Genomic DNA, 18,132 nt, shown 5'->3' on the forward strand with positions numbered 1-18,132 from the left:
CGGATGGTGGGCGATGGGCGGGCTTGACTGCCGGCCGCCTGCCGACACTATAACCACATCTTGCGTGTCACGCATTATGTGCGCGTCACGCAATGAATGTAGAGTTCTGTCATGAACGACGACGCCATGAACCTGCGGGCGCGCAACAAGCAGGCCACGCGCGAGGCGATCAGCCATGCCGCGCTCCGGCTGGCCATCGACCAGGGGCCCCACGGGCTGGCGCTGGTGCGCGTCCAGGACATCGCCTCGGCGGCGGGGGTTTCACCGCGCACCTACAACAACTACTTCTCCAGCCGGGAGGAGGCGATCTGCTCCTTCCAGGCGGATCAGTCCAGACGTGCGGGACAGGCGCTGGCCGCCCGGCCGGCCGACGAGCCGCTGGATCGCGCCATCATCGCGGCCATGCTGGAGCTGTACACCGACCCCGAGCCCGACAGGGCCGGACTGCGGATGATCATGTCGACGCCGGAGCTGGAGGGCGAGGCGCTCAAGGCGTTCACCATGGCCGAGGGGCCGCTCGCCGAGGCGATCGCGGCCCGCGCGGGGATGGACCCGGAACGTGACCTCTTCCCTGGCGTCACCGCCGCCGCGGTCGCCGGGGCCATCCGCGTGGCGGGACGGCACTGGCTCGCCCCCGGCAGCGCCGCCTCCTTCGCCGACGTCGTGCGCGAAGCCCTCGCCTGTGTCGTTCCTCCCGCACCGGCCCCGCGGTCGCGTTCTTGACACCTTATATGCCACTATGGCTATATAGCTAGCCAGGCAACTACGACCCCCGGGGAGAGCCATGAGCACGCTCGGAACGGTGCACAGGACCGAAGACGGCCGCGTCGCCCTGCGATTCGAACGCAGACTCCGGCACCCGCAGGCCAAGGTCTGGCGCGCGATCAGCGAGAGCGACCAGCTGCGTGCCTGGTTCGTGCAGATCCTGGACTACGACCGGTTCCGGTTCGACCTCGTTCCCGGCGCCAGGATCGCCTTCGTCGACCGGCAGGGGACGATGGCCGGCGAGGGCGAGGTCGTCCGGGTCGATCCGCCGAAACTGCTGGAGTACACGTGGGGCTCGGAGATCCTGCGCTGGGAGCTGGAGCCTGACGGCGACGACGGATGCCGGCTGGTGTTCACGAACATCGTCGACGACCCTGACGCCGCACCCGAGCTGGGCGCCGGCTGGCATGCCGGGCTGGACGCGCTGGAGGCCCTGCTGGACGGCCGCCCGACCGATGCCTCCGTCAGTCACGAGCTGCAGGCCGCATATCAGCGGGCCTTGGCATGAAAACCGCCTTCGAGGTCCTGGCGGAGCCCCGGCGGCGGGAGATCCTCGACCTGCTGCGCGACGGCGAACGCCTGGCCGGGGACCTCGTCGGCCGGCTGGACCTTACACAGCCGGCGGTGTCCAAGCACTTGAAGGTGCTGCGCGAGGCCGGCCTGGTCGAGGTCCGCAAGGAGGCGCAGCGCCGCTGGTATCGGCTGCGGCCCGAGCCGCTGGCGGACATCGACGCCTGGCTGGCGCCGTACCGGCGGTTGTGGAGCGATCGACTTGACGCGCTCGAACGCCACCTCGACACGACACCGGACGACTGAGCGGAATCCCGGCATCACGTCCGGCTCGTGGCTGATCAGACGAACAGGCGCTGATGACGATCTCCCCTGCGGTGCCCGGGGGCGCAGAGCCGGGGCCGGACCTGGGCAGGCCAGGGCCCGAGCTGGCCAGGGGACCGAACTGGCCAGGGGCCAGAGCGGGCCGGGGCATAGGCGGGCCAGGGCCCGAGCTGGCCAGGGGTCCCGAGCGTGGGGCGTGGGGAGTGGGCGGGCCGGGGCCCGAGCTGGCCAGGGCGTGGGCGGGCATGGATGGGCCGGGGTCGGCGGTGCGGTGCCGTACCCCGGTCCCCGGCGGGCCTCGGGAGCCTCAACCATCTTCGAGTGTGCGCCAGAACAGGAAGGATCTCAGTGCCGCGGCGGGCGAGGTGCCCCGGCCCCGGCCCTTCGTTCGTCGCCCGCCCGGTGCCCGCCGGTCGTCAGAGCCGGCGCAGAACCGCCACGACCTTGCCCAGGACGCTGGCCTCGTCGCCGGGGATCGGCTCGTAGTTCGGGTTGTGGGGGACCAGCCAGATGTGCCCGTCCTTGCGCTTGAACGTCTTGACCGTGGCCTCGCCCTCGATCATCGCGGCCACGATGTCGCCGCTCTCGGCGACCGGCTGCTGGCGTACGACGACCCAGTCGCCGTCGGCGATGGCGGCGTCGATCATCGAGTCACCGGCGACCTGCAGGAGGAACAGGGTGCCTTCGCCGACGAGCTGCTTCGGCAGCGCGAAGACGTCCTCGACGCTCTCTTCGGCCAGGATGGGCCCACCGGCGGCGATGCGGCCGACGAGCGGGACGTAGGCGGCGGTGGGGCGGCTGACCGTCAGCTCCTCGTCGGTGGCGTCGGGGTCGACCCACATCACGGGCTCGCCCGGCAGACGCACCTCCAAAGCGCGGGGGCGGTGCGGATCGCGCCTGAGGTAGCCCTTGCGCTGCAAAGCGGTCAGCTGATGAGACACGCTGGAGGTGCTCGTCAACTGCACGGCCTCGCCGATCTCCCGCATGGAGGGCGGATATCCGCGCTGCTGCACCGAGTCGCGGATCACTTCCAGGATCTTGCGCTGCCTGGGCGTCAGGCCCAGGGAGTCGCGCCTGCGCACCGCGAGGTCGCTGACCCCGTTGGTGTCATCCCGCTCGGTCATGCTGCTCCTCCTCGCCCGGATGCCTGCCTCACCGGCGAAGCTCCCGTTCTGTGGTCTTCATGTCGCACACCGCGACCGTATCTCGAATGAAGATCATCTTCAAACAATTGTTCGAGTCTTCCTCGAAATTGGCGCGAGTGTGGTGTACAACATCGTACGGGAGTTCGATCGACACCGTGTTCGATTTGCTGATCTTATTTGGCCTTTTCCTCGGGCCACACGGCGGGAGGTCAACCATGCGAACGACCACAAACACGGACACGACCAGCGAAGACGCCAAACGCCTCACGCTCATCGCCGATGTCACACAGAGCAAGGACCGACGTCCAGACAATACGCGGGCGGAAGCCGGGTCCCGCGGAAATTCCGGCAAGAGGTTGGGGTTCCCTCCGGGTGGTTCGGGAAGGCGCGGTGGCCCTTCATCCGGCCAGGGTGACGGTGCCGCCCGAGACGCCGGTTTTGACGCCGTTCGCGGCGACGGGGGCCCAGGGCAGGGGAGGCCCCGGCTGCGCCTGGTGCCCCCGCCCCGCCCGGACGGGGACGGCGCCTGCGAGGAGCCGCCCCTCGGGCGCGACGGCCGCCGACGGGCCTCCGAACGTCGCCGTCCAGGAGCCGAGGGCTCCTCAGAAACCCGCGGCTCGTTGAAGGCGGTGCGGCGAGGGCCGCCGGCGGGCCGCCGCATACCCGCCCCGAGGCGACCGGACGGCGCTCCCACCCTCGGCCAGGGCTCGGGAGGGGACGCTGCCGACGGGCCCGGAGCTCAACGGCGGGAGGAGCAGGGTGCTCAGAGCGAGGGACGGCGAGGATCGAAGGCCGGTACGGGTCGGGGAGGGCCTGGAACCGGCAGACGATTCCGCCTCGGCCTGAGACGCCCCCGCCGCGTCAGGCAGGGCGAAACCGTGTCGCCGCAGGATGCGATCAAGTCCCGTAGAAGGCGGGCGGCGCCTGGTGGCCGCGAGGCGGCTGGACGGGGTGTCGTCCTCCCGGCCTCGGCCCCGGCGCGCGGTGCGTCCGGTGGGCGTCGGCTCTCCTTGGCTGGGAGTGGTGTCACCGCGGGCCCGGGGGAGCGATGGGGGCGTACGGCTGGGGGAGCCGGACGTTCGCGGGAGCGGCGCGGCCGGCTGGGCGGGGCTCGACGGCGGGCGGAGGCGGCGGCGCCGCCGGTGCGGTTGACGCGACGCGGGCGGGCCGTGGTGGTCGTGGCGATGGTGTTGTTGTCGCTCGGCGGGTTCTGGCTCGGCACCCGGGCGGCCGGTCATGCGGCAGTGCAGGCCCCTGTGCCTGGGCGCGCCGCGCTCTTCTCGGTGGTGGTTCATGAAGGCGAGGCGCTGAGGAGTTCGTAGGAGTACGGCGGTGCCTCGGGGACGGCGCTCGGCGGTGATCCGCCGAGTGACGTCTCGGGATGGTGCGTGGCGGTCGCGGGCCCCCTCAACGCTTTCCACGGCGGCGTCGGGTGGTGAGTGTCGAGTCCTCGCCCTGGAGTCGGCGGTCCGCTGCCGCGCCGCTGCCGCACCGCCGGCGGGGCCGGATTGGCGGGGCCGGACCGGCGGGGCCGGATTGGCGGGGCCGGACCGGCGGGGCCGGATCGGCGGGGCCAGACCCCCGTGCAGTTGGTCGGCCGCTCTCCGCCGGCGCGGCCTTGACGGCCGCCACGCCATGCCACGCCGCGCCGGCGGGGCCTGGTCGCCGTGCAGCGGATTCGTCCGCGCCCTTCGCCTTTTTTCGGACCGGTCTCACGCCATAAAAGGGCCTTTGGCCAGGGGAAGCGGCGAGGCGACCGGGCAGGCTGAGGTGTCCGGTACCGTTGTGAGGTTTGTTCACGACCGTGGCGGTCAGCAAGGGATGTGACGCCCTCCGACACGACACGCCGGGCGCCTCCGGGTGCGCGGGTGCTGATCAGCGACTTCGGTCGGGCGGTGTCGCTCAACTTGCGTTCATGGTCGCGCGCTTCTACGGTTGGACCACAACATCTAGTAGTTACACCGATGTAGTTCACCACACCTTGTGTTTTCGTGACCGCTCCATGGTTCTCCATGGGGTGTGCGCGAGCGTCCCGTCACGGCGGTTCGGCGGCGCGTTGTGGTGGCCGGTCCAGGAGGCGAGCGCGTGCACTGTCCGTTCTGTCGCCACCCTGACACCAGGGTCATCGACAGCCGCTCCACGGACGACGGCGGGGCCATCAGGAGGCGCCGCACGTGTCCCGAATGCGGGCGCCGCTTCACCACCCAGGAGACCGTACTGCTCATGGTGAGCAAACGCAGCGGGGTGACGGAGCCGTTCTCACGGGACAAGGTCGTCGCGGGCGTGCGGCGGGCGTGCCAGGGCAGGCCGGTCAGTGAGGATTCACTGGCTCAGCTCGGGCAGCGGGTGGAGGAGGCCATCAGGGCCAAGGGCGCGGCCGAGATCCCGTCCAACGAGGTGGGCCTGGCCATCCTGGGCCCGCTGCGGGACCTCGACGAGGTGGCCTACCTGCGGTTCGCATCGGTGTACCGCGGTTTCGAGAGCCTGGCGGACTTCGAGGCCGAGATCAGGCAGTTGAAGGCGGAGAAGGGGGAGTCGTGACGGAGACGGCCAGCGGTTCAGTGGCACGCGGGGGCAAGCGTCCGCGCAAGGGACTGAAGATGAAGCGGATCTTCACCAAGCCCGGTGTGCACCCGTATGACGAGATCCAGTGGGAGCGCCGCGACGTCGTCATGACCAACTGGCGCGACGGCTCGGTGAACTTCGAGCAGCGGGGCGTCGAGTTCCCCGAGTTCTGGTCGGTCAACGCGGCCAACATCGTGACCACCAAGTACTTCCGCGGCGCGGTGGGCACGCCGCAGCGCGAGTGGAGCCTGAAGCAGCTGATCGACCGGGTCGTGGGCGTCTACACCCGTACGGGCATCGAGCACGGCTACTTCGCCAGTGACGAGGACGCCGAGATCTTCGACCACGAGCTGAAGCACGCCCTGGCGCACCAGGTGTTCGCGTTCAACTCGCCCGTGTGGTTCAACGTGGGGACGCAGTCGCCGCAGCAGGTGAGCGCGTGCTTCATCCTCTCCGTGGACGACACTATGGAGTCGATCCTGGATTGGTACAAGGAAGAAGGCGTGATCTTCAAGGGCGGCTCGGGGTCGGGGGTCAACCTGTCCCGGATCCGCTCGTCCAAGGAACTGCTCAGCAGCGGTGGCACCGCCAGCGGCCCGGTGAGCTTCATGCGCGGCGCGGACGCCTCGGCGGGCACGATCAAGTCGGGCGGCGCGACCCGCCGGGCGGCCAAGATGGTCGTCCTCGACGTCGACCACCCCGACATCGAGGAGTTCATCGAGACCAAGGCGCGCGAGGAGGACAAGGTCCGCGCGCTGCGCGACGCCGGCTTCGACATGGACCTGGGCGGCAAGGACATCGTCTCCGTCCAGTACCAGAACGCCAACAACTCCGTGCGCGTCTCCGACGAGTTCATGCGCGCGGTGGAGAAGGGCGACAAGTTCGGCCTGCGCGCCCGTCTCACCGGCGAGGTCATCGAGGAGATCGAGGCCAGGGACCTGTTCCAGAAGATGGCCAAGGCCGCCTGGGAGTGCGCCGACCCCGGCGTCCAGTACGACGACACGATCAACGACTGGCACACCACCCCCGAGACCGGCCGCATCACCGCCAGCAACCCGTGCAGCGAGTACGTCCACCTGGACAACTCCTCCTGCAACCTGGCCAGCATCAACCTGCTGAAGTTCCTGAAGGACGACAACACCTTCGACGTCGCCGGCTTCGTCAAGCTGACCGAGCTGATCATCACCGCGATGGACATCTCGATCTCGTTCGCCGACTTCCCGACCGAGAAGATCGGCGAGACGACGCGGGCCTACCGGCAGCTCGGCATCGGCTACGCCAACCTGGGCGCGCTGCTCATGGCGACCGGCCACGCCTACGACTCCGACGGCGGCCGTGCCGTGGCCGCGGCGATCACGTCCCTGATGACCGGTGTGTCCTACCGGCGCAGCGCCGAGCTGGCCGGGGTCGTGGGGGCGTACGAGGGCTACGCCAGGAACGCCGAGCCGCACAAGCGCGTCATGCGCAAGCACGCCGCGGCGAACGACAGCCTGCGCACGGTCGGCATCATGGACGCCACGATCCACACCGAGGCGTCGCGCGAGTGGTCGGAGTGCCTCAAGCTGGGCGAGAAGAACGGCTACCGCAACGCCCAGGCCAGCCTGCTCGCCCCCACGGGCACGATCGGCCTCATGATGGACTGCGACACGACCGGCATCGAGCCGGACCTGGCGCTGGTCAAGTTCAAGAAGCTCGTCGGCGGCGGGTCCATGCAGATCGTCAACCAGACGATCCCGCGGGCGCTCAAGCTGCTCGGCTACCAGCAGGAGCAGATCGAGGCCATCGTCGAGTACATCGCCGAGCACGGCCACGTCGTCGACGCTCCGGGGCTGCGCCAGGAGCACTACGAGGTGTTCGACTGCGCGATGGGCGAGCGGGCGATCGCTCCCATGGGGCACGTGCGGATGATGGCGGCCACGCAGCCGTTCCTGTCCGGCGCGATCTCCAAGACGGTCAACCTGCCCGAGTCGGCGACGATCGACGACATCGCGCAGGTCTACATGGAGGGCTGGAAGCTCGGCCTGAAGGCCCTGGCCGTCTACCGCGACAACTGCAAGGTCGGCCAGCCGCTCTCTGTGGGCAACGGCGCCAAGAAGGAGGAGCCGGCCGCCGAGGTCGCCGAGGTCGCCGAGCCGGAGATCAAGGTCATCGAGGTCAACCGGCCGACCCGCCGGCGCATGCCCAACCAGCGGCCGAGCACCACCACCCGCTTCACGGTGGGCGGCGCCAAGGGCTACATGACCGCCTCGTCCTACCCCGACGACGGGCTCGGCGAGGTGTTCCTCAAGATGTCCAAGCAGGGGTCGACGCTGGCGGGCGTCATGGACGCCTTCTCGGTCGCGATCTCGATAGGGCTCCAGTACGGCGTGCCGCTGGAGACGTACGTCTCCAAGTTCGTCAACATGCGCTTCGAGCCGGCCGGCATGACGGACGACCCGGACATCCGGATGGCCGCGTCCGTCATGGACTACATCTTCCGCCGCCTGGCCCTCGACTACCTGCCGTACGACGAGCGGGCCGCCCTCGGCCTGTTCTCGGCGGCGGAGCGGGCCGCGCAGCAGCGCGGGGAGGACCCTGCGGCGCTGCAGGAGGCGGTGGACCGCGAGGCGCTGGCCCAGTCGGCGCCGATCGAGGAGAAGCAGAAGCCCAAGAAGGCCGAACCGGAGCCGGCGGCGGCGGGTCAGGAGCTGACGCTGGAGAGCCACCAGCGCTTCGTCGCCGACGCTCCGCTCTGCATGACCTGCGGCACCAAGATGCGTCCTGCGGGCAGTTGCTACGTCTGCGAGGGCTGCGGCTCCACCAGCGGCTGCAGCTGAGGGGTGATGGCGGACGCGGCGACCGGGCCCAGGCTCGGGCGAGCCGCTGACGCCCGATGAACGATGGTCGCCTCCTCCGGGTCCACCTGGCCCGGAGGAGCCCGGCCGTCGAGGGTAGGAGCGTCAGGCCGACGTCCCGTGATCAGGGGCGTTGGCCTTCGTTCATCCCGATATTTGACACGACATCTATGTTGTGTCATTAATTAGGCATGGCATATGAACCCACACTGGTCTTCGTCCCCTGCTTCTCGGGTGCTCCGTGGGAGCTCGGGCGGCTCGCTCCGCTGGCGCACCGGCCGCTGCGCACGTACCGGCTGCCCGAAGGGGTGGACGACATGGAGGTCTACGCCGACCACCTCGCGGCGCAGGTCGCGGACCTCGACGACTACGTGCTGGTCGGCGACTCGTTCGGGGCGAACATCGCGCTCGCCCTCGCCGTACGCCGGCCGGCCGGGCTGCGGGGCCTGGTGATGTCGGGCGGGTTCGCCGCCGATCCCGTGTCCTCGCCGTTCTGGAAGGGGGCGATGCGGATCATGGGCAGGCTGCGGGGCGGGCTGTACCGGCAGGTCGTGCTGCGGGCGCACGCCCGGCGGCTGTCCTCGCCGCACGACGGGGAGGGGCAGGTGCCCTGGAGCGCGGCCGACAGCCGGCGGCTCTTCCTGGACAACACACCGGCGGCGTCGTTCGGGGCCCGGGTCACGGCGGCGCTCGCCGCCGACCACACCGACCGGCTCGGCCGGGTGGAGGTGCCCACGCTGATCGTCACGCCGTCCCACGACGAGCTGATCGGCCCGGAAGCGGCCGGGATCATGCGGACCGGCATCCCGGACGCCCGCGAGGTGGTGCTGGAACGCACCGGGCACATGTTCCGGTTCACGCATCCGGTGACGTACGCGCGGGCGGTCGAGGAGTTCCTGGCCAGGGTCGGCGAGGTGGCGCATGCGGGCCGCTGAGGAGCTGCGCTACCTGATCCTGGCCGCGCAGCGGGAGGGCAACCGGCTGCTCGCCCAGGCCCTGCGGCCGCTCGGGGTGACGCCGTCCCAGGCCGAGGTCATCCGCGTCCTGGGCGAACGCGGCCCGCTCAGCCTCAACGGCCTCGGCGAGCTGCTGGTCTGCGAGAGCGGCAACAGCCCGAGCCGCCTCGCCGACCGGCTGGTCACGGTCGGCCTCGTCCGGCGGGACGTGCCCGCGTACGACCGCCGCGCCGTCGAGCTGTCCCTGACCGAGGAGGGGGCCCGGCTGGGGCGGCGGATCGCGGAGATCGAGGAGGAGCTCTACCGGTCCATCGACGCCGCCGCCGAGGGGCGTGACCTGGAGCCGGTCCTCGGCTTCCTGCGCGCCTTCGTCGGCGACCTGCCAGCGGGGCAGGCGCTCGCCCGCCGCGCCCGCCGCCCCTGACCGGGTCAGGAGTCCAGGAGCTCGCGGAGCACGTCGGGGCGGTTGGTGATGATGCCGTCCACGCCCTGGTCCAGCAGCCGGCGCATGGCGGTCGGGTTGTCCACGGTCCAGGCCAGCGTACGCATGCCGAGGGCGTGGACGCGCTGGACGTACGCGGCCGTGAGCGTGGTGTAGGGCGGGTTGATGAGGTCGGCGAACTTCGCGAGCCGCGGCAGTTCGGCGGCCGACGGCGTGCCGAGGAGCCCGATCGGCACCTGCGGCAGGTGGCCGTGGAGGGTCCGCATGGACTGCCAGTCGAACGACTGCACGACCAGCAGACCGGGGGCGTGCCAGGCGGGGTGCCGGCGGAGCTCGTCGGCGATGCGTCGCTCGATGCCCGGGTAGAGCTCCGGGGCCTTGACCTCCATGAGGAGGCCCATGCCGGAGCCGGCCATCGCGTCCAGCGCGTCGCCGAGCGTGGGCACCGGCTCGCCCTTGTAGCGGGATCCGGCCCAGGAGCCGGCGTCGAGGCGGCGGATCTGGGCGAGCGTCAGGTCGCCGACCCGCCACGGCGACAGGTCGGGATAGACGTCCTCCACGTCGGTGGTGCGGGCCAGGGTGGTGTCGTGCATCAGGACCAGCTCGTGGTCCTTGGTCTCCTGGACGTCGAGCTCGAACAGGTCCGCGCCCAGGTCGTCGGCCAGGTGGAAGGCGGCGATGGTGTTCTCCGGGGCGTACGCCGACGCGCCCCGGTGCGCCACGTCGATGGGGCTCGTGGCCGGGGTCTGGGCCCAGGCCGGTGCCGCGGTGGCACCGGCGAACGTCAGGGCGAGGGTGAGGACGAGGTGTCGGAACATGGGTCTCCTCCGTCGGGGAGAGGCCGATGGACCGACGGTGACAAGTGAGGGTGACTAAGGGTTGAGTGCAGAGTAGACCGCAGATGCCCAGGTGATGAGCATCCGACACGCCAGAAAGGTCATACCGGCAGAGGGCCGCCGCGCCAGGTCGGGAACGGGCGTGCGCCGGTCGCCACGTCGAAGGCCGCCGTGGACAGCAGGCGGGTGGAGTCGAGCGTGGGGAGCGGGGAGTCGGCGGGCGTGACGAGGAGCGGGATCTCGGTGCAGGCCAGAGCCACGGCGTCGCAGCCGCGCTCGGCGGCCAGGCGTTCGATGACGTCGAGGTGGGCGCGGCGGGATCGGTCGGTGAACACGCCGTTCACCAGCTCGGTGCTGTGGGCGAGGATGCCCAGGTGGCGCCAGGCCGGGTTCGAGGTGCGGGCCTCTCGTTCAGAGTGTCGCGGATGCGGAGCCGAGTGCGGTCCCGTACAGGCGTGCCGCCCTGATCCGGATCACCAGCCGCCGATCGGCGACCATCCGGCGCAGGAACGCCCCCTCGTCCGCCGGATCGGCCAGTCCCGCCTGCATGGCGAGCAGTTCCCTGCCCACCTCGTCCCCCGGCTCGCTGGTCACCGGTGACAGCTCCGCCGAGCCCTCGGCCACCGCGTACGCGTCGAAGCCGGCGCTGGCGACGTAGAGCGCGCAGCGCGGGTCACGGTGGAGCCGGCGTACCTTGGCGCGGTCGGCGAGGGACGAGATGCGGACGACGCGCTGCTCGGCGTCCCAGCGGTACAGCACGGTGGACAGCTGGGGGCGGCCGCCCGCGTCGCCCGTGGCCAGCGCGCCGAAGCGTTGCCGGGCGAGCAGCGCCGAGAGCTCGTCGTCGGCGAGCGGGCGGAACGCCGGGTCCGCGCCCGGCGCGTACTGCTCCGACACCTGCCACCCCCGTCCGGATTGCGCAGGTATCACCCTATCCCTAGCTCGCGGTTGAACGTCTGGGCATCGGAGATCACCCAGTACTCGGCGAACCTGCCGTTCTCGGCCCGCAGGAGGTCGTGCCCGCTGAAGGCGATCCGCGTGCCCGGCTCGGCGGTCGCGCCGGGCAGGCCGCCCCGGTACGTGCCGGCGAACGTCCACCGCGCGGCGACCTGGTCCCCGTCCACGATCGGCCCCACGTCGAGCGTGAGCGTGACGTCCTCGAACGGCGCGTGCCCCTGCCGCAGCGCCTCGGCCAGCCCGTCGGGGCCGTGGACGTCCATGCCGGGCCAGTGCCCGATGAAGCCGGGGGTGACCAGGTCGTGGGCGAGCCCGAAGTCGCCGTTCCACATGTCGAGCAGCCATCGTCGGTACAGTTCCGCGATCATGCCGGGCCCCTACCCCCATACCGATAAGTTACGAGTCGTGAACCTTGCTATTACCAGCGGATATGTCGTACCTGTCGACGGCGACCCCATCGACGGCGGCACCGTCCTCATCACGAACGGGAAGATCGCCGAAGTCGGCGCGGACGTCCGGATCCCCGAGGACGCCACGATCGTGGACGCCGCGGGCGCGTGGGTGCTGCCCGGGTTCGTCGAGGCCCACGGCCACCTCGGCGTGCACGAAGAGGCCGAGGGATGGGCCGGCAGCGACACCAACGAGATGACTGACCCCAACGGCGCCCGCCTGCGCGCGCTCGACGCGATCAACCCCGCGGACCTGGCCTTCGCCGACGCCCTGTCCGGCGGCGTCACCACCGCGGTGATCAAGCCCGGCTCCGGCAACCCGATCGGCGGCCAGACCGTCGCCGTCAAGTGCTGGGGCCGGTCCGTGGACGAGATGCTGGTCAAGGAGCCGGCGAGCGTCAAGAGCGCACTCGGCGAGAACCCCAAGCGCGTCTACGGAGACCAGAAGAAGCTGCCCTCCACCCGCCAGGGCGTCGCCGCGGTGATCCGCGACGCGTTCATGAAGGCCCAGGACTACCGGGCCAGGAAGGACGCGGCGGCCCGCGAGGACAAGCCGTTCGACCGCGACGGCACGATGGAGGTCCTCGTCCGCGTGCTCGACGGCGAGCTGCCCTGGTGCCAGCACACGCACCGGGCCGACGACATCGCCACCGCGCTGCGCCTGGCCGACGAGTTCGGCTACCGGCTGATCATCAACCACGGGACCGAGGGGCACCTGCTGGCCGACGTCCTGGCCGAGCGGAACGTGCCCGTGATCATCGGGCCGCTGTTCACCAGCCGGTCGAAGGTCGAGCTGCGCCAGCGCTCGCTGCGCAACCCCGGCGTGCTCGCGCGGGCGGGCGTCGAGCTGGCGATCACCACCGACCATCCCGTGGTGCCGATCCACTTCCTCGTCCACCAGGCCACGCTCGCGGTGAAGGAAGGGCTCGACGCGGCCGAGGCGCTGCGCTCGATCACCGTCAACCCGGCCCGCATCATGGGCCTCGCCGACCGGGTCGGCGCGCTGCGCCCGGGGCTCGACGGCGACGTGGTGATCTGGTCCGGCGACCCCCTGGACGTGATGAGCCGGGCGCTGCGGGTGTTCATCTCCGGCAAGGAGGTGTATTCGTACACGGACGGTGAGGCTTCGGTGGCGGACCCGTACTACCGGGAATCAAGCAGCCGTTAAGCGCTTGTCGATGCGGGGGGCGCATAGTGGGCGGACCGAAGGGAAGAGAGGCACCACCATGACAGCACCGACGCTCGCGCAGCGCCCCAGCAAGGCTTTGCTGCTCGGTCTGGTCGTCTCCGGGCTCCTCGCGCTGATCACGCTGGCGGTCATGCTGGTCGCGGGTGGTCCCGTCGGATTCGGGCTGTCCATGCTGCTCGCGTTCGCGCCCCTGCCGGTGCTGCTCGCCGCGGTGCTCTCCCTCGACCGGCTGGAGCCGGAGCCGAAGCTGCACCTCGCCTTTGCGTTCGCGTGGGGCGCGGGGGTGGCGATCGTCCTCGGGATCGCCCTGACCTTCGTCGGCCAGGAGTGGGTGAAGATCGGCTACGGCTCCGCGGTCGCCGAGAGCATCGGCACCGTCTACCTCGCCCCCGTGATCGAGGAGGCGCTCAAGGGCGCGGCCCTGCTGCTGCTCCTGCGCCGCCGCCAGGAGATCGACAACCTGACCGACGGCATCGTGTACGCCTCCATGGCCGGCCTCGGCTTCGCCGCCGTGGAGAACGTCGGCTACTACCTGCTCGCGTTCGGCGCGGACGGGCCGGGGGCGGCGATCCAGCTCTTCGTGGTGCGAGGGCTGATCGACCCGCTCGGCCATCCGATCTACACCTCGCTGATCGGCCTCGGCGTGGCCTACGCGATCACCCGCCGCACGACCTTCAGGTACGCCATGATCCCGCTGGGCTACCTCGGCGCGGTCTTCCTGCACGCGCTGTGGAACGGCGCCGCCAGCACGGGCTCGCTCGCCTGGCTGGGCGGCGCCTACCTGGTGATCATGGCGACGCTCGTCGCGCTGGTCGTCGTGACCGTGAACGAGCGCCGCCACCTCGTCGGCAAGATGTCCCTCTACCTGCCGATCTACCAGCACACCGGGCTGATCTCCGACGCCGACGTCCGCATGCTCACCACGCTCCCCGCGCGCAAGGCGGCCCGCAAGTGGGCCAGGCGGGCGGGTCTCGGCCGGGCCATGAGCGACTACCAGCAGGCCGCGACCGAGCTGACCATCCTCCATCTGCGGGCCGAGCGGAGGGAGCTGGACCCGGTCAGGTTCGCGGTGGAGCGGGACGCCTACCTGGGGGTCATGGCCCAGGCGCGGCGCTGGTGATCGGGCCGGCCTCGGTGCCGGAGCGACCGTCCGGCCGACCGTCCGGCCGATCAGGCGGCCGACCGGCTGGACGGCCGGGCGGCTGACCAGACGGCGAGGGCCGTCACGGCGGTGAGCGCGACGCAGGCGGCGATCGCCACGGCCGCGCCGCGCGCCGGCCCCAGGGCGCCGACGACCGCCGCCACGCCGGCCGCCCCGAGGGACGAGCCGACGTACCTGGCGGTGTTGTTGGCCCCCGACCCCATGCTCACCCGGTGCGCCGGGACGCTCTCGACGGACAGATGGGTGATCGCGGAGTTGATCAGCCCGGACCCGGCGCCGCTCACCGCCAGCCCGGCCACGACCAGCGGCAGCGACAGCGCCGCGCCCACGCCGAGCAGCGCGGCGAACCCGGCCGCCGTCAGCGCGAGCCCCAGCGCCAGCCGCGCGGCCGAGCCCAGCCGGACGTGCCGGGTCAGCAGCGAGCCCGCGAACGACAGCCCCGACCAGACGGAGCACAGCAGCGCCGTGTCCAGCGCCGTCAGCCCGTGCGCGACCTGCAGCACGGTCGGCAGGTAGTTGAGCAGCCCCACGATCGCCGCCCCCACGATCAGCGCCGACCCCGTGCTCAGCAGGAACGCCGGCCGCCGGAACAGCGCCAGGTCCAGCAGCGGCTCCGCCCGCCGCCGCTCCACCGCCACGAACGCCGCCAGCAGCACCGCCGCCAGCACGAACGCGGCCGGCACCACGGGCCGCGTCCAGCCGGCCCTGCCCTCGGTGACCCCTGCGACCAGCGCCGCCACGCCCAGGCTGAGCAGCACCACGCCGGGCACGTCGAAGCGGCGCCGGGCCGGCGAGCGCGACTCCTCCAGCCGGCGGGCCGCGGCGACCGCCAGCGCCGTGGCCGAGGCCGCCATCAGCGCGTAGACCGTACGCCAGCCGGTCAGCGCGGCGAGCGCGCCGGACAGCAGTGGGCCGAGCAGGGTGCCGAGGCCCATCATGGCGCCGTACCTGCCGGTGGCGCGTATCCGTTCAGGCCCGGCCGGACAGGCGTGCCCGACGATGCCGAGGCTCGCGGCCAGCATCGCGGCGCTCGCCCCGCCCTGGACGAACCGGGCGGCCACGAACACCGCCGCGGACGGGGCCGCCGCGGCCACGGCGCTCGCGGCGGCCAGCACGAGTGAGCCCGCGACGAGCACCCGCCTGCGGCCGTGGTCGTCGGCCAGCCCGCCGGAGACCAGCAGCAGCGACGACAGCCCGAGCGCGATCGAGCCGAGCATCCACACCGGCCCGGTGGGTCCGGCCCGCAGGTCCCGGGCCATCTCCGGCAGCGTCACCATCGGCAGCGTGAAGTTGGTCAGCACCAGCAGCGGCGCGGCGGAGGCAACGGCCACGGTCCCACGCCGCACGACCAGAGTCGGTTCGGTCAATGAACTCATAGCGCCGGACGGTATCACGGTTCGGTGAATGAACTAACATGGGTCGCATGGCGCTCGGCAAGAACTACGACGGTCAGGACTGCTCCTTCGCCAAGACCCTGGAGGTGCTCGGCGAGCGCTGGACGCTGCTCGTGGTCCGCGACGCGATGTGCGGCGTGCGCCGCTTCGCCGACTTCCAGGCCCACCTCGACATCCCCAAGGCGGTGCTGTCCCAGCGGCTGAGCGCGCTCGTCGAGGCCGGCGTGCTCGAACGGCGCCGCTACCAGGACGCGCCGCCCCGCGACGAGTACGTCCTGACCCCCGTGGGCCGCGAGCTGTGGGTGCCGCTGCTGGCCCTCGCCCAGTGGGGTGAGCGCCACCTGGCCGCGAACGGCCCCCGTCGGCTCTACCACCACGCCACCTGCGGCTCCCCGCTGGAGCCCTACTCGGTCTGCGGGACCTGCGGCCGGAGCGTGCCGCTGGAGGAGGTCGAGGTGCGGCCGGGGCCGGGGCTGCGCGACGACGCGCGTACGGACTTGGTCAGTCTCGCCCTTCGGTCGCCGCACAGGATGCTCGCCCCGATCCCTGACAAGATGGGAGAAACCCCCGAAGGGAGATCACATGAGCTGGGCGGAAATCGGGTCCGAGGCCGAGCTGCGCGAGCTGCTCGGTGAGGTCATGCCGAGGTCGGCGAACAAGGAGCGGGTGCGGCTGCACGAGCGCGACCGCCAGTGGCTGGCCGCCTCGCCGTTCTGCCTGATCGCCACCTCCGACGAGCACGGCAACTGCGACGTCTCGCCCAAGGGCGACCCGGCCGGGTTCGTCCACGTTCTCGACGACGCCACGATCGCCATCCCCGACCGGCCCGGCAACCGCCGCGCCGACGGCTTCATCAACATCCTGCGCAACCCGCACATCGGACTCATCTTCCTGATCCCCGGCCGCAACGAGACCCTGCGGATCAACGGCCGCGCCCGGCTCGTCCGCGAGGCCCCGTTCTTCGACGAGCTGATCGTGAAGGGCCACCGTCCGCACCTGGCGATCGTGGTCGAGATCGAGCAGATCTTCTTCCACTGCGCGAAGGCGTTCCTGCGCTCGTCGCTCTGGAAGCCCGAGACCTGGGGTGACGACCTGCCCTCGCACGCGCGGATCACCAAGGACGTGCAGAAGATGGAGGAGTCGGTGGAGGAGCTGGAGGAGTACTACGGCCCGGCCTACGCCAAGAAGCTGTACGCCCCCTCCTAGCCTTCAGGCGGCGGGCGCCGGGCCGCCGGGGAAGCGGAGGACGTTGCGGCCGGTGTAGGCACGCAGGTCGACGACCTTGGGATCTGCTGGGGGCTTGTGGCGGTCTGCCGAACGGATGTCGCGGACCTTGTGCCTGGCGATGTGTGGCGGCACTGCCACAAGCCTCTTCATCGTAAGCCCCCCGTGATGTTTTCGTTACTGATGTTATCTACCGATACCCCCGTAAGTTCGGTGTAAGAAGCCCGCAATAACGCCCGGTCAGGGCGGCAGTGCCCGGCCTTCGGGCGGAGCCGGGCCGCCCGAAGGCGGCCCGGCTCCAGCTCGGCTCCGGTCAGGTGCCGGGCGTGAGCCGGCAGGTCACGCCGATCCGGTTCCAGGCGTTGATCATCGCGATGGCCGCGATCAGCAGCGCGAGCTGCTTGTCGTCGTAGTGCTCGCGGGCCTGCTCCCACACCGCGTCCGGCACGGCCTCCCGGTCGGGCAGCCGGGTGGCCTCCTCCGTGAGCGCCAGCGCGGCCCGCTCGGCCGGGGTGAACACCGTGGCCTCGCGCCAGGCGGCCACCATCCACAGACGCTCGTCGCTCTCTCCGGCCTTCTTCATGTCGCGGCTGTGCATGTCCACGCAGTAGGCGCAGCCGTTGATCTGGCTGGCCCGCAGCTTCACCAGCTCGAAGGTGGCGGTGGGCAGCTCGCTCCCGCGCAGGATCTTCTCCACCTCGATGAAGTGGTGGTAGATGCCGGGCACGTGCTTGCTGATGTCGATCCGCTGGCTCATGACAGCCTCCCGTAGGTGTTTCGCGTTTACGGGTACTGGACGGGGCAGGCCGCCGCGATGTGACAACCCCAGGCCGGAAATCTCAGGCCGGAAAATCCCGGGCCGGGTGATCTCAGCCCTTGCAGTTGCCCCAGCTCTGGCGGCCGCCCCACGCCTCGACGCGGTTGTCGGGGTCGCGGGTCCAGCCGGCGTACCGTACGCACTTCCAGCTCCCGGCCAGGTGCCCGGTCTCGGCGTAGTAGCGGTATTTCTGCGCGTCCTCCGATTTGCCGCCGCCGCGCACCTCCAGGTAGGCCCCGGTGACGGAGCGGACGCCCCGGAACGCGGTCTTGATCGCGGCGACGCAGTTCTGGCCGCTGCGCTTGTTGTACATCAGGTAGACGTGCCCGAAAACGGCGCCGCCGCGCGTCTTCATCGCGCGGTGGCCGTCGTCGACACGGTGGAAGCCGGAGCCGCAGATCCGCTCCGGCGTGTACGCCGCCGTGGCGGCGTAGGCGGAGGAAGGAAGCGCGGCGAGCCCGGCGGCGGCCAGGGCGGCCGCGAGAACGGTACGTGCGAGCACGGTCATCCCTTCATCGGGGAACAGGGTCGGCGACGATCTTTACTGCGTCTTGACCGTGATG

20 protein-coding genes are annotated in these 18,132 nt (G+C 71.1%); 11 read left to right on the forward strand and 9 right to left on the reverse strand.

All coding sequences use genetic code 11. From position 1 onward, the window contains the following. Positions 1-111: 111 nt before the first annotated feature. From SMD20_RS42965 to SMD20_RS42975, 3 genes are all read left to right on the forward strand, one after another. Positions 112-723 (forward strand): TetR/AcrR family transcriptional regulator, encoded by a 612-nt coding sequence (locus tag SMD20_RS42965; RefSeq protein WP_329592263.1) that lies wholly within the window; start codon positions 112-114, stop codon positions 721-723. A gap of 79 nt (positions 724-802) precedes the next feature. Beyond that, the gene (locus tag SMD20_RS42970) at positions 803-1,273 is read left to right on the forward strand and encodes an SRPBCC family protein (protein ID WP_329592265.1); all 471 of its coding nucleotides are present in this window, start codon (positions 803-805) and stop codon (positions 1,271-1,273) included. Beyond that, the gene (locus SMD20_RS42975) at positions 1,270-1,581 is read left to right on the forward strand and encodes an ArsR/SmtB family transcription factor (RefSeq protein WP_329592267.1); all 312 of its coding nucleotides are present in this window, start codon (positions 1,270-1,272) and stop codon (positions 1,579-1,581) included. The genes SMD20_RS42970 and SMD20_RS42975 overlap by 4 nt, the downstream gene beginning before the upstream one ends. A 434-nt stretch (positions 1,582-2,015) precedes the next feature. Here SMD20_RS42975 and lexA read toward each other — a convergent pair whose 3' ends face one another. Further along, positions 2,016-2,723 carry a transcriptional repressor LexA gene (gene lexA, locus SMD20_RS42980; protein WP_329592269.1) on the reverse strand — a complete coding sequence of 236 codons (708 nt, stop codon included), beginning with the start codon at positions 2,721-2,723 and terminating at the stop codon, positions 2,016-2,018. A 2,106-nt stretch (positions 2,724-4,829) separates the two neighbouring features. Between lexA and nrdR the strand changes: the two genes are divergently transcribed. The 4 genes from nrdR to SMD20_RS43000 all read left to right on the forward strand — a co-directional run bounded on the left by nrdR (position 4,830) and on the right by SMD20_RS43000 (position 9,523). After that, positions 4,830-5,285 carry a transcriptional regulator NrdR gene (gene nrdR / locus SMD20_RS42985; protein WP_329592271.1) on the forward strand — a complete coding sequence of 152 codons (456 nt, stop codon included), beginning with the start codon at positions 4,830-4,832 and terminating at the stop codon, positions 5,283-5,285. Continuing rightward, positions 5,282-8,125: a vitamin B12-dependent ribonucleotide reductase gene (locus tag SMD20_RS42990; RefSeq protein ID WP_329592273.1), complete on the forward strand. Its 2,844-nt coding sequence runs from the start codon at positions 5,282-5,284 to the stop codon at positions 8,123-8,125. Before nrdR ends, SMD20_RS42990 begins: the two co-directional genes overlap by 4 nt. Positions 8,126-8,334: 209 nt before the next feature. After that, positions 8,335-9,078, forward strand: a complete 744-nt coding sequence (locus tag SMD20_RS42995; protein ID WP_329592274.1) for an alpha/beta fold hydrolase — start codon at positions 8,335-8,337, stop codon at positions 9,076-9,078. Continuing rightward, on the forward strand, positions 9,065-9,523 hold the full coding sequence (locus SMD20_RS43000; protein ID WP_329592276.1) for a MarR family winged helix-turn-helix transcriptional regulator: 459 nt from the start codon (positions 9,065-9,067) through the stop codon (positions 9,521-9,523). Before SMD20_RS42995 ends, SMD20_RS43000 begins: the two co-directional genes overlap by 14 nt. Positions 9,524-9,528: 5 nt before the next feature. Here SMD20_RS43000 and SMD20_RS43005 read toward each other — a convergent pair whose 3' ends face one another. The 4 genes from SMD20_RS43005 to SMD20_RS43020 form a co-directional block, all read right to left on the reverse strand. Further along, positions 9,529-10,359: a glycerophosphodiester phosphodiesterase gene (locus SMD20_RS43005; RefSeq protein WP_329592277.1), complete on the reverse strand. Its 831-nt coding sequence runs from the start codon at positions 10,357-10,359 to the stop codon at positions 9,529-9,531. A 119-nt stretch (positions 10,360-10,478) separates the two neighbouring features. Next, positions 10,479-10,751: an aspartate/glutamate racemase family protein gene (locus SMD20_RS43010; protein ID WP_329592846.1), complete on the reverse strand. Its 273-nt coding sequence runs from the start codon at positions 10,749-10,751 to the stop codon at positions 10,479-10,481. Positions 10,752-10,788: 37 nt separating this feature from the next. Beyond that, positions 10,789-11,274: a TIGR03618 family F420-dependent PPOX class oxidoreductase gene (locus tag SMD20_RS43015; protein ID WP_329592279.1), complete on the reverse strand. Its 486-nt coding sequence runs from the start codon at positions 11,272-11,274 to the stop codon at positions 10,789-10,791. 29 nt (positions 11,275-11,303) lie between these two features. Further along, the gene (locus tag SMD20_RS43020) at positions 11,304-11,702 is read right to left on the reverse strand and encodes an ester cyclase (protein ID WP_329592281.1); all 399 of its coding nucleotides are present in this window, start codon (positions 11,700-11,702) and stop codon (positions 11,304-11,306) included. A gap of 37 nt (positions 11,703-11,739) precedes the next feature. Here SMD20_RS43020 and SMD20_RS43025 point away from each other — a divergent pair, with 37 nt between their 5' ends. Both SMD20_RS43025 and SMD20_RS43030 read left to right on the forward strand, forming a co-directional pair. After that, on the forward strand, positions 11,740-12,951 hold the full coding sequence (locus tag SMD20_RS43025) for an amidohydrolase (protein ID WP_329592283.1): 1,212 nt from the start codon (positions 11,740-11,742) through the stop codon (positions 12,949-12,951). Positions 12,952-13,009: 58 nt separating this feature from the next. After that, positions 13,010-14,092 (forward strand): PrsW family intramembrane metalloprotease, encoded by a 1,083-nt coding sequence (locus SMD20_RS43030; RefSeq protein ID WP_329592285.1) that lies wholly within the window; start codon positions 13,010-13,012, stop codon positions 14,090-14,092. Positions 14,093-14,142: 50 nt separating this feature from the next. Here SMD20_RS43030 and SMD20_RS43035 read toward each other — a convergent pair whose 3' ends face one another. Then, complete coding sequence (locus SMD20_RS43035) at positions 14,143-15,510, reverse strand: MFS transporter (RefSeq protein WP_329592287.1); 1,368 nt, start codon at positions 15,508-15,510, stop codon at positions 14,143-14,145. Between the two features lie 47 nt (positions 15,511-15,557). Here SMD20_RS43035 and SMD20_RS43040 point away from each other — a divergent pair, with 47 nt between their 5' ends. Both SMD20_RS43040 and SMD20_RS43045 read left to right on the forward strand, forming a co-directional pair. Next, entirely contained in the window at positions 15,558-16,163 is a 606-nt protein-coding gene (locus SMD20_RS43040) for a winged helix-turn-helix transcriptional regulator (RefSeq protein ID WP_329592289.1), read from the forward strand. Then, the gene (locus tag SMD20_RS43045; RefSeq protein WP_329592291.1) at positions 16,111-16,734 is read left to right on the forward strand and encodes a pyridoxamine 5'-phosphate oxidase family protein; all 624 of its coding nucleotides are present in this window, start codon (positions 16,111-16,113) and stop codon (positions 16,732-16,734) included. The genes SMD20_RS43040 and SMD20_RS43045 overlap by 53 nt, the downstream gene beginning before the upstream one ends. 3 nt (positions 16,735-16,737) lie before the next feature. On the opposite strand, the gene SMD20_RS43050 is transcribed toward SMD20_RS43045, so the two are convergent. The 3 genes from SMD20_RS43050 to SMD20_RS43060 all read right to left on the reverse strand — a co-directional run bounded on the left by SMD20_RS43050 (position 16,738) and on the right by SMD20_RS43060 (position 18,077). After that, the gene (locus tag SMD20_RS43050; protein WP_329592293.1) at positions 16,738-16,887 is read right to left on the reverse strand and encodes a hypothetical protein; all 150 of its coding nucleotides are present in this window, start codon (positions 16,885-16,887) and stop codon (positions 16,738-16,740) included. A 178-nt stretch (positions 16,888-17,065) separates the two neighbouring features. Beyond that, positions 17,066-17,509: a carboxymuconolactone decarboxylase family protein gene (locus SMD20_RS43055; protein ID WP_329592294.1), complete on the reverse strand. Its 444-nt coding sequence runs from the start codon at positions 17,507-17,509 to the stop codon at positions 17,066-17,068. A 112-nt stretch (positions 17,510-17,621) separates the two neighbouring features. Next, positions 17,622-18,077 (reverse strand): hypothetical protein, encoded by a 456-nt coding sequence (locus tag SMD20_RS43060; RefSeq protein WP_329592296.1) that lies wholly within the window; start codon positions 18,075-18,077, stop codon positions 17,622-17,624. Positions 18,078-18,132: the final 55 nt, after the last annotated feature.

The sequence above is a fragment of the Nonomuraea sp. LP-02 genome (assembly GCF_036289125.1).
Taxonomy (GTDB): domain Bacteria; phylum Actinomycetota; class Actinomycetes; order Streptosporangiales; family Streptosporangiaceae; genus Nonomuraea; species Nonomuraea bangladeshensis.

Coding starts and splice junctions, on each gene's coding strand:
- SMD20_RS42965 (WP_329592263.1), top strand. CDS start 112: ATGAACGACGACGCCATGAACCTGCGGGCGCGCAACAAGCAGGCCACG.
- SMD20_RS43020 (WP_329592281.1), bottom strand. CDS start 11,702: ATGATCGCGGAACTGTACCGACGATGGCTGCTCGACATGTGGAACGGC.
- lexA (WP_329592269.1), bottom strand. CDS start 2,723: ATGACCGAGCGGGATGACACCAACGGGGTCAGCGACCTCGCGGTGCGC.
- SMD20_RS43035 (WP_329592287.1), bottom strand. CDS start 15,510: ATGAGTTCATTGACCGAACCGACTCTGGTCGTGCGGCGTGGGACCGTG.
- SMD20_RS42975 (WP_329592267.1), top strand. CDS start 1,270: ATGAAAACCGCCTTCGAGGTCCTGGCGGAGCCCCGGCGGCGGGAGATC.
- SMD20_RS43030 (WP_329592285.1), top strand. CDS start 13,010: ATGACAGCACCGACGCTCGCGCAGCGCCCCAGCAAGGCTTTGCTGCTC.
- SMD20_RS43055 (WP_329592294.1), bottom strand. CDS start 17,509: ATGAGCCAGCGGATCGACATCAGCAAGCACGTGCCCGGCATCTACCAC.
- SMD20_RS42995 (WP_329592274.1), top strand. CDS start 8,335: ATGGCATATGAACCCACACTGGTCTTCGTCCCCTGCTTCTCGGGTGCT.
- SMD20_RS43045 (WP_329592291.1), top strand. CDS start 16,111: ATGAGCTGGGCGGAAATCGGGTCCGAGGCCGAGCTGCGCGAGCTGCTC.
- SMD20_RS43060 (WP_329592296.1), bottom strand. CDS start 18,077: ATGACCGTGCTCGCACGTACCGTTCTCGCGGCCGCCCTGGCCGCCGCC.
- SMD20_RS43040 (WP_329592289.1), top strand. CDS start 15,558: ATGGCGCTCGGCAAGAACTACGACGGTCAGGACTGCTCCTTCGCCAAG.
- SMD20_RS43005 (WP_329592277.1), bottom strand. CDS start 10,359: ATGTTCCGACACCTCGTCCTCACCCTCGCCCTGACGTTCGCCGGTGCC.
- SMD20_RS43000 (WP_329592276.1), top strand. CDS start 9,065: ATGCGGGCCGCTGAGGAGCTGCGCTACCTGATCCTGGCCGCGCAGCGG.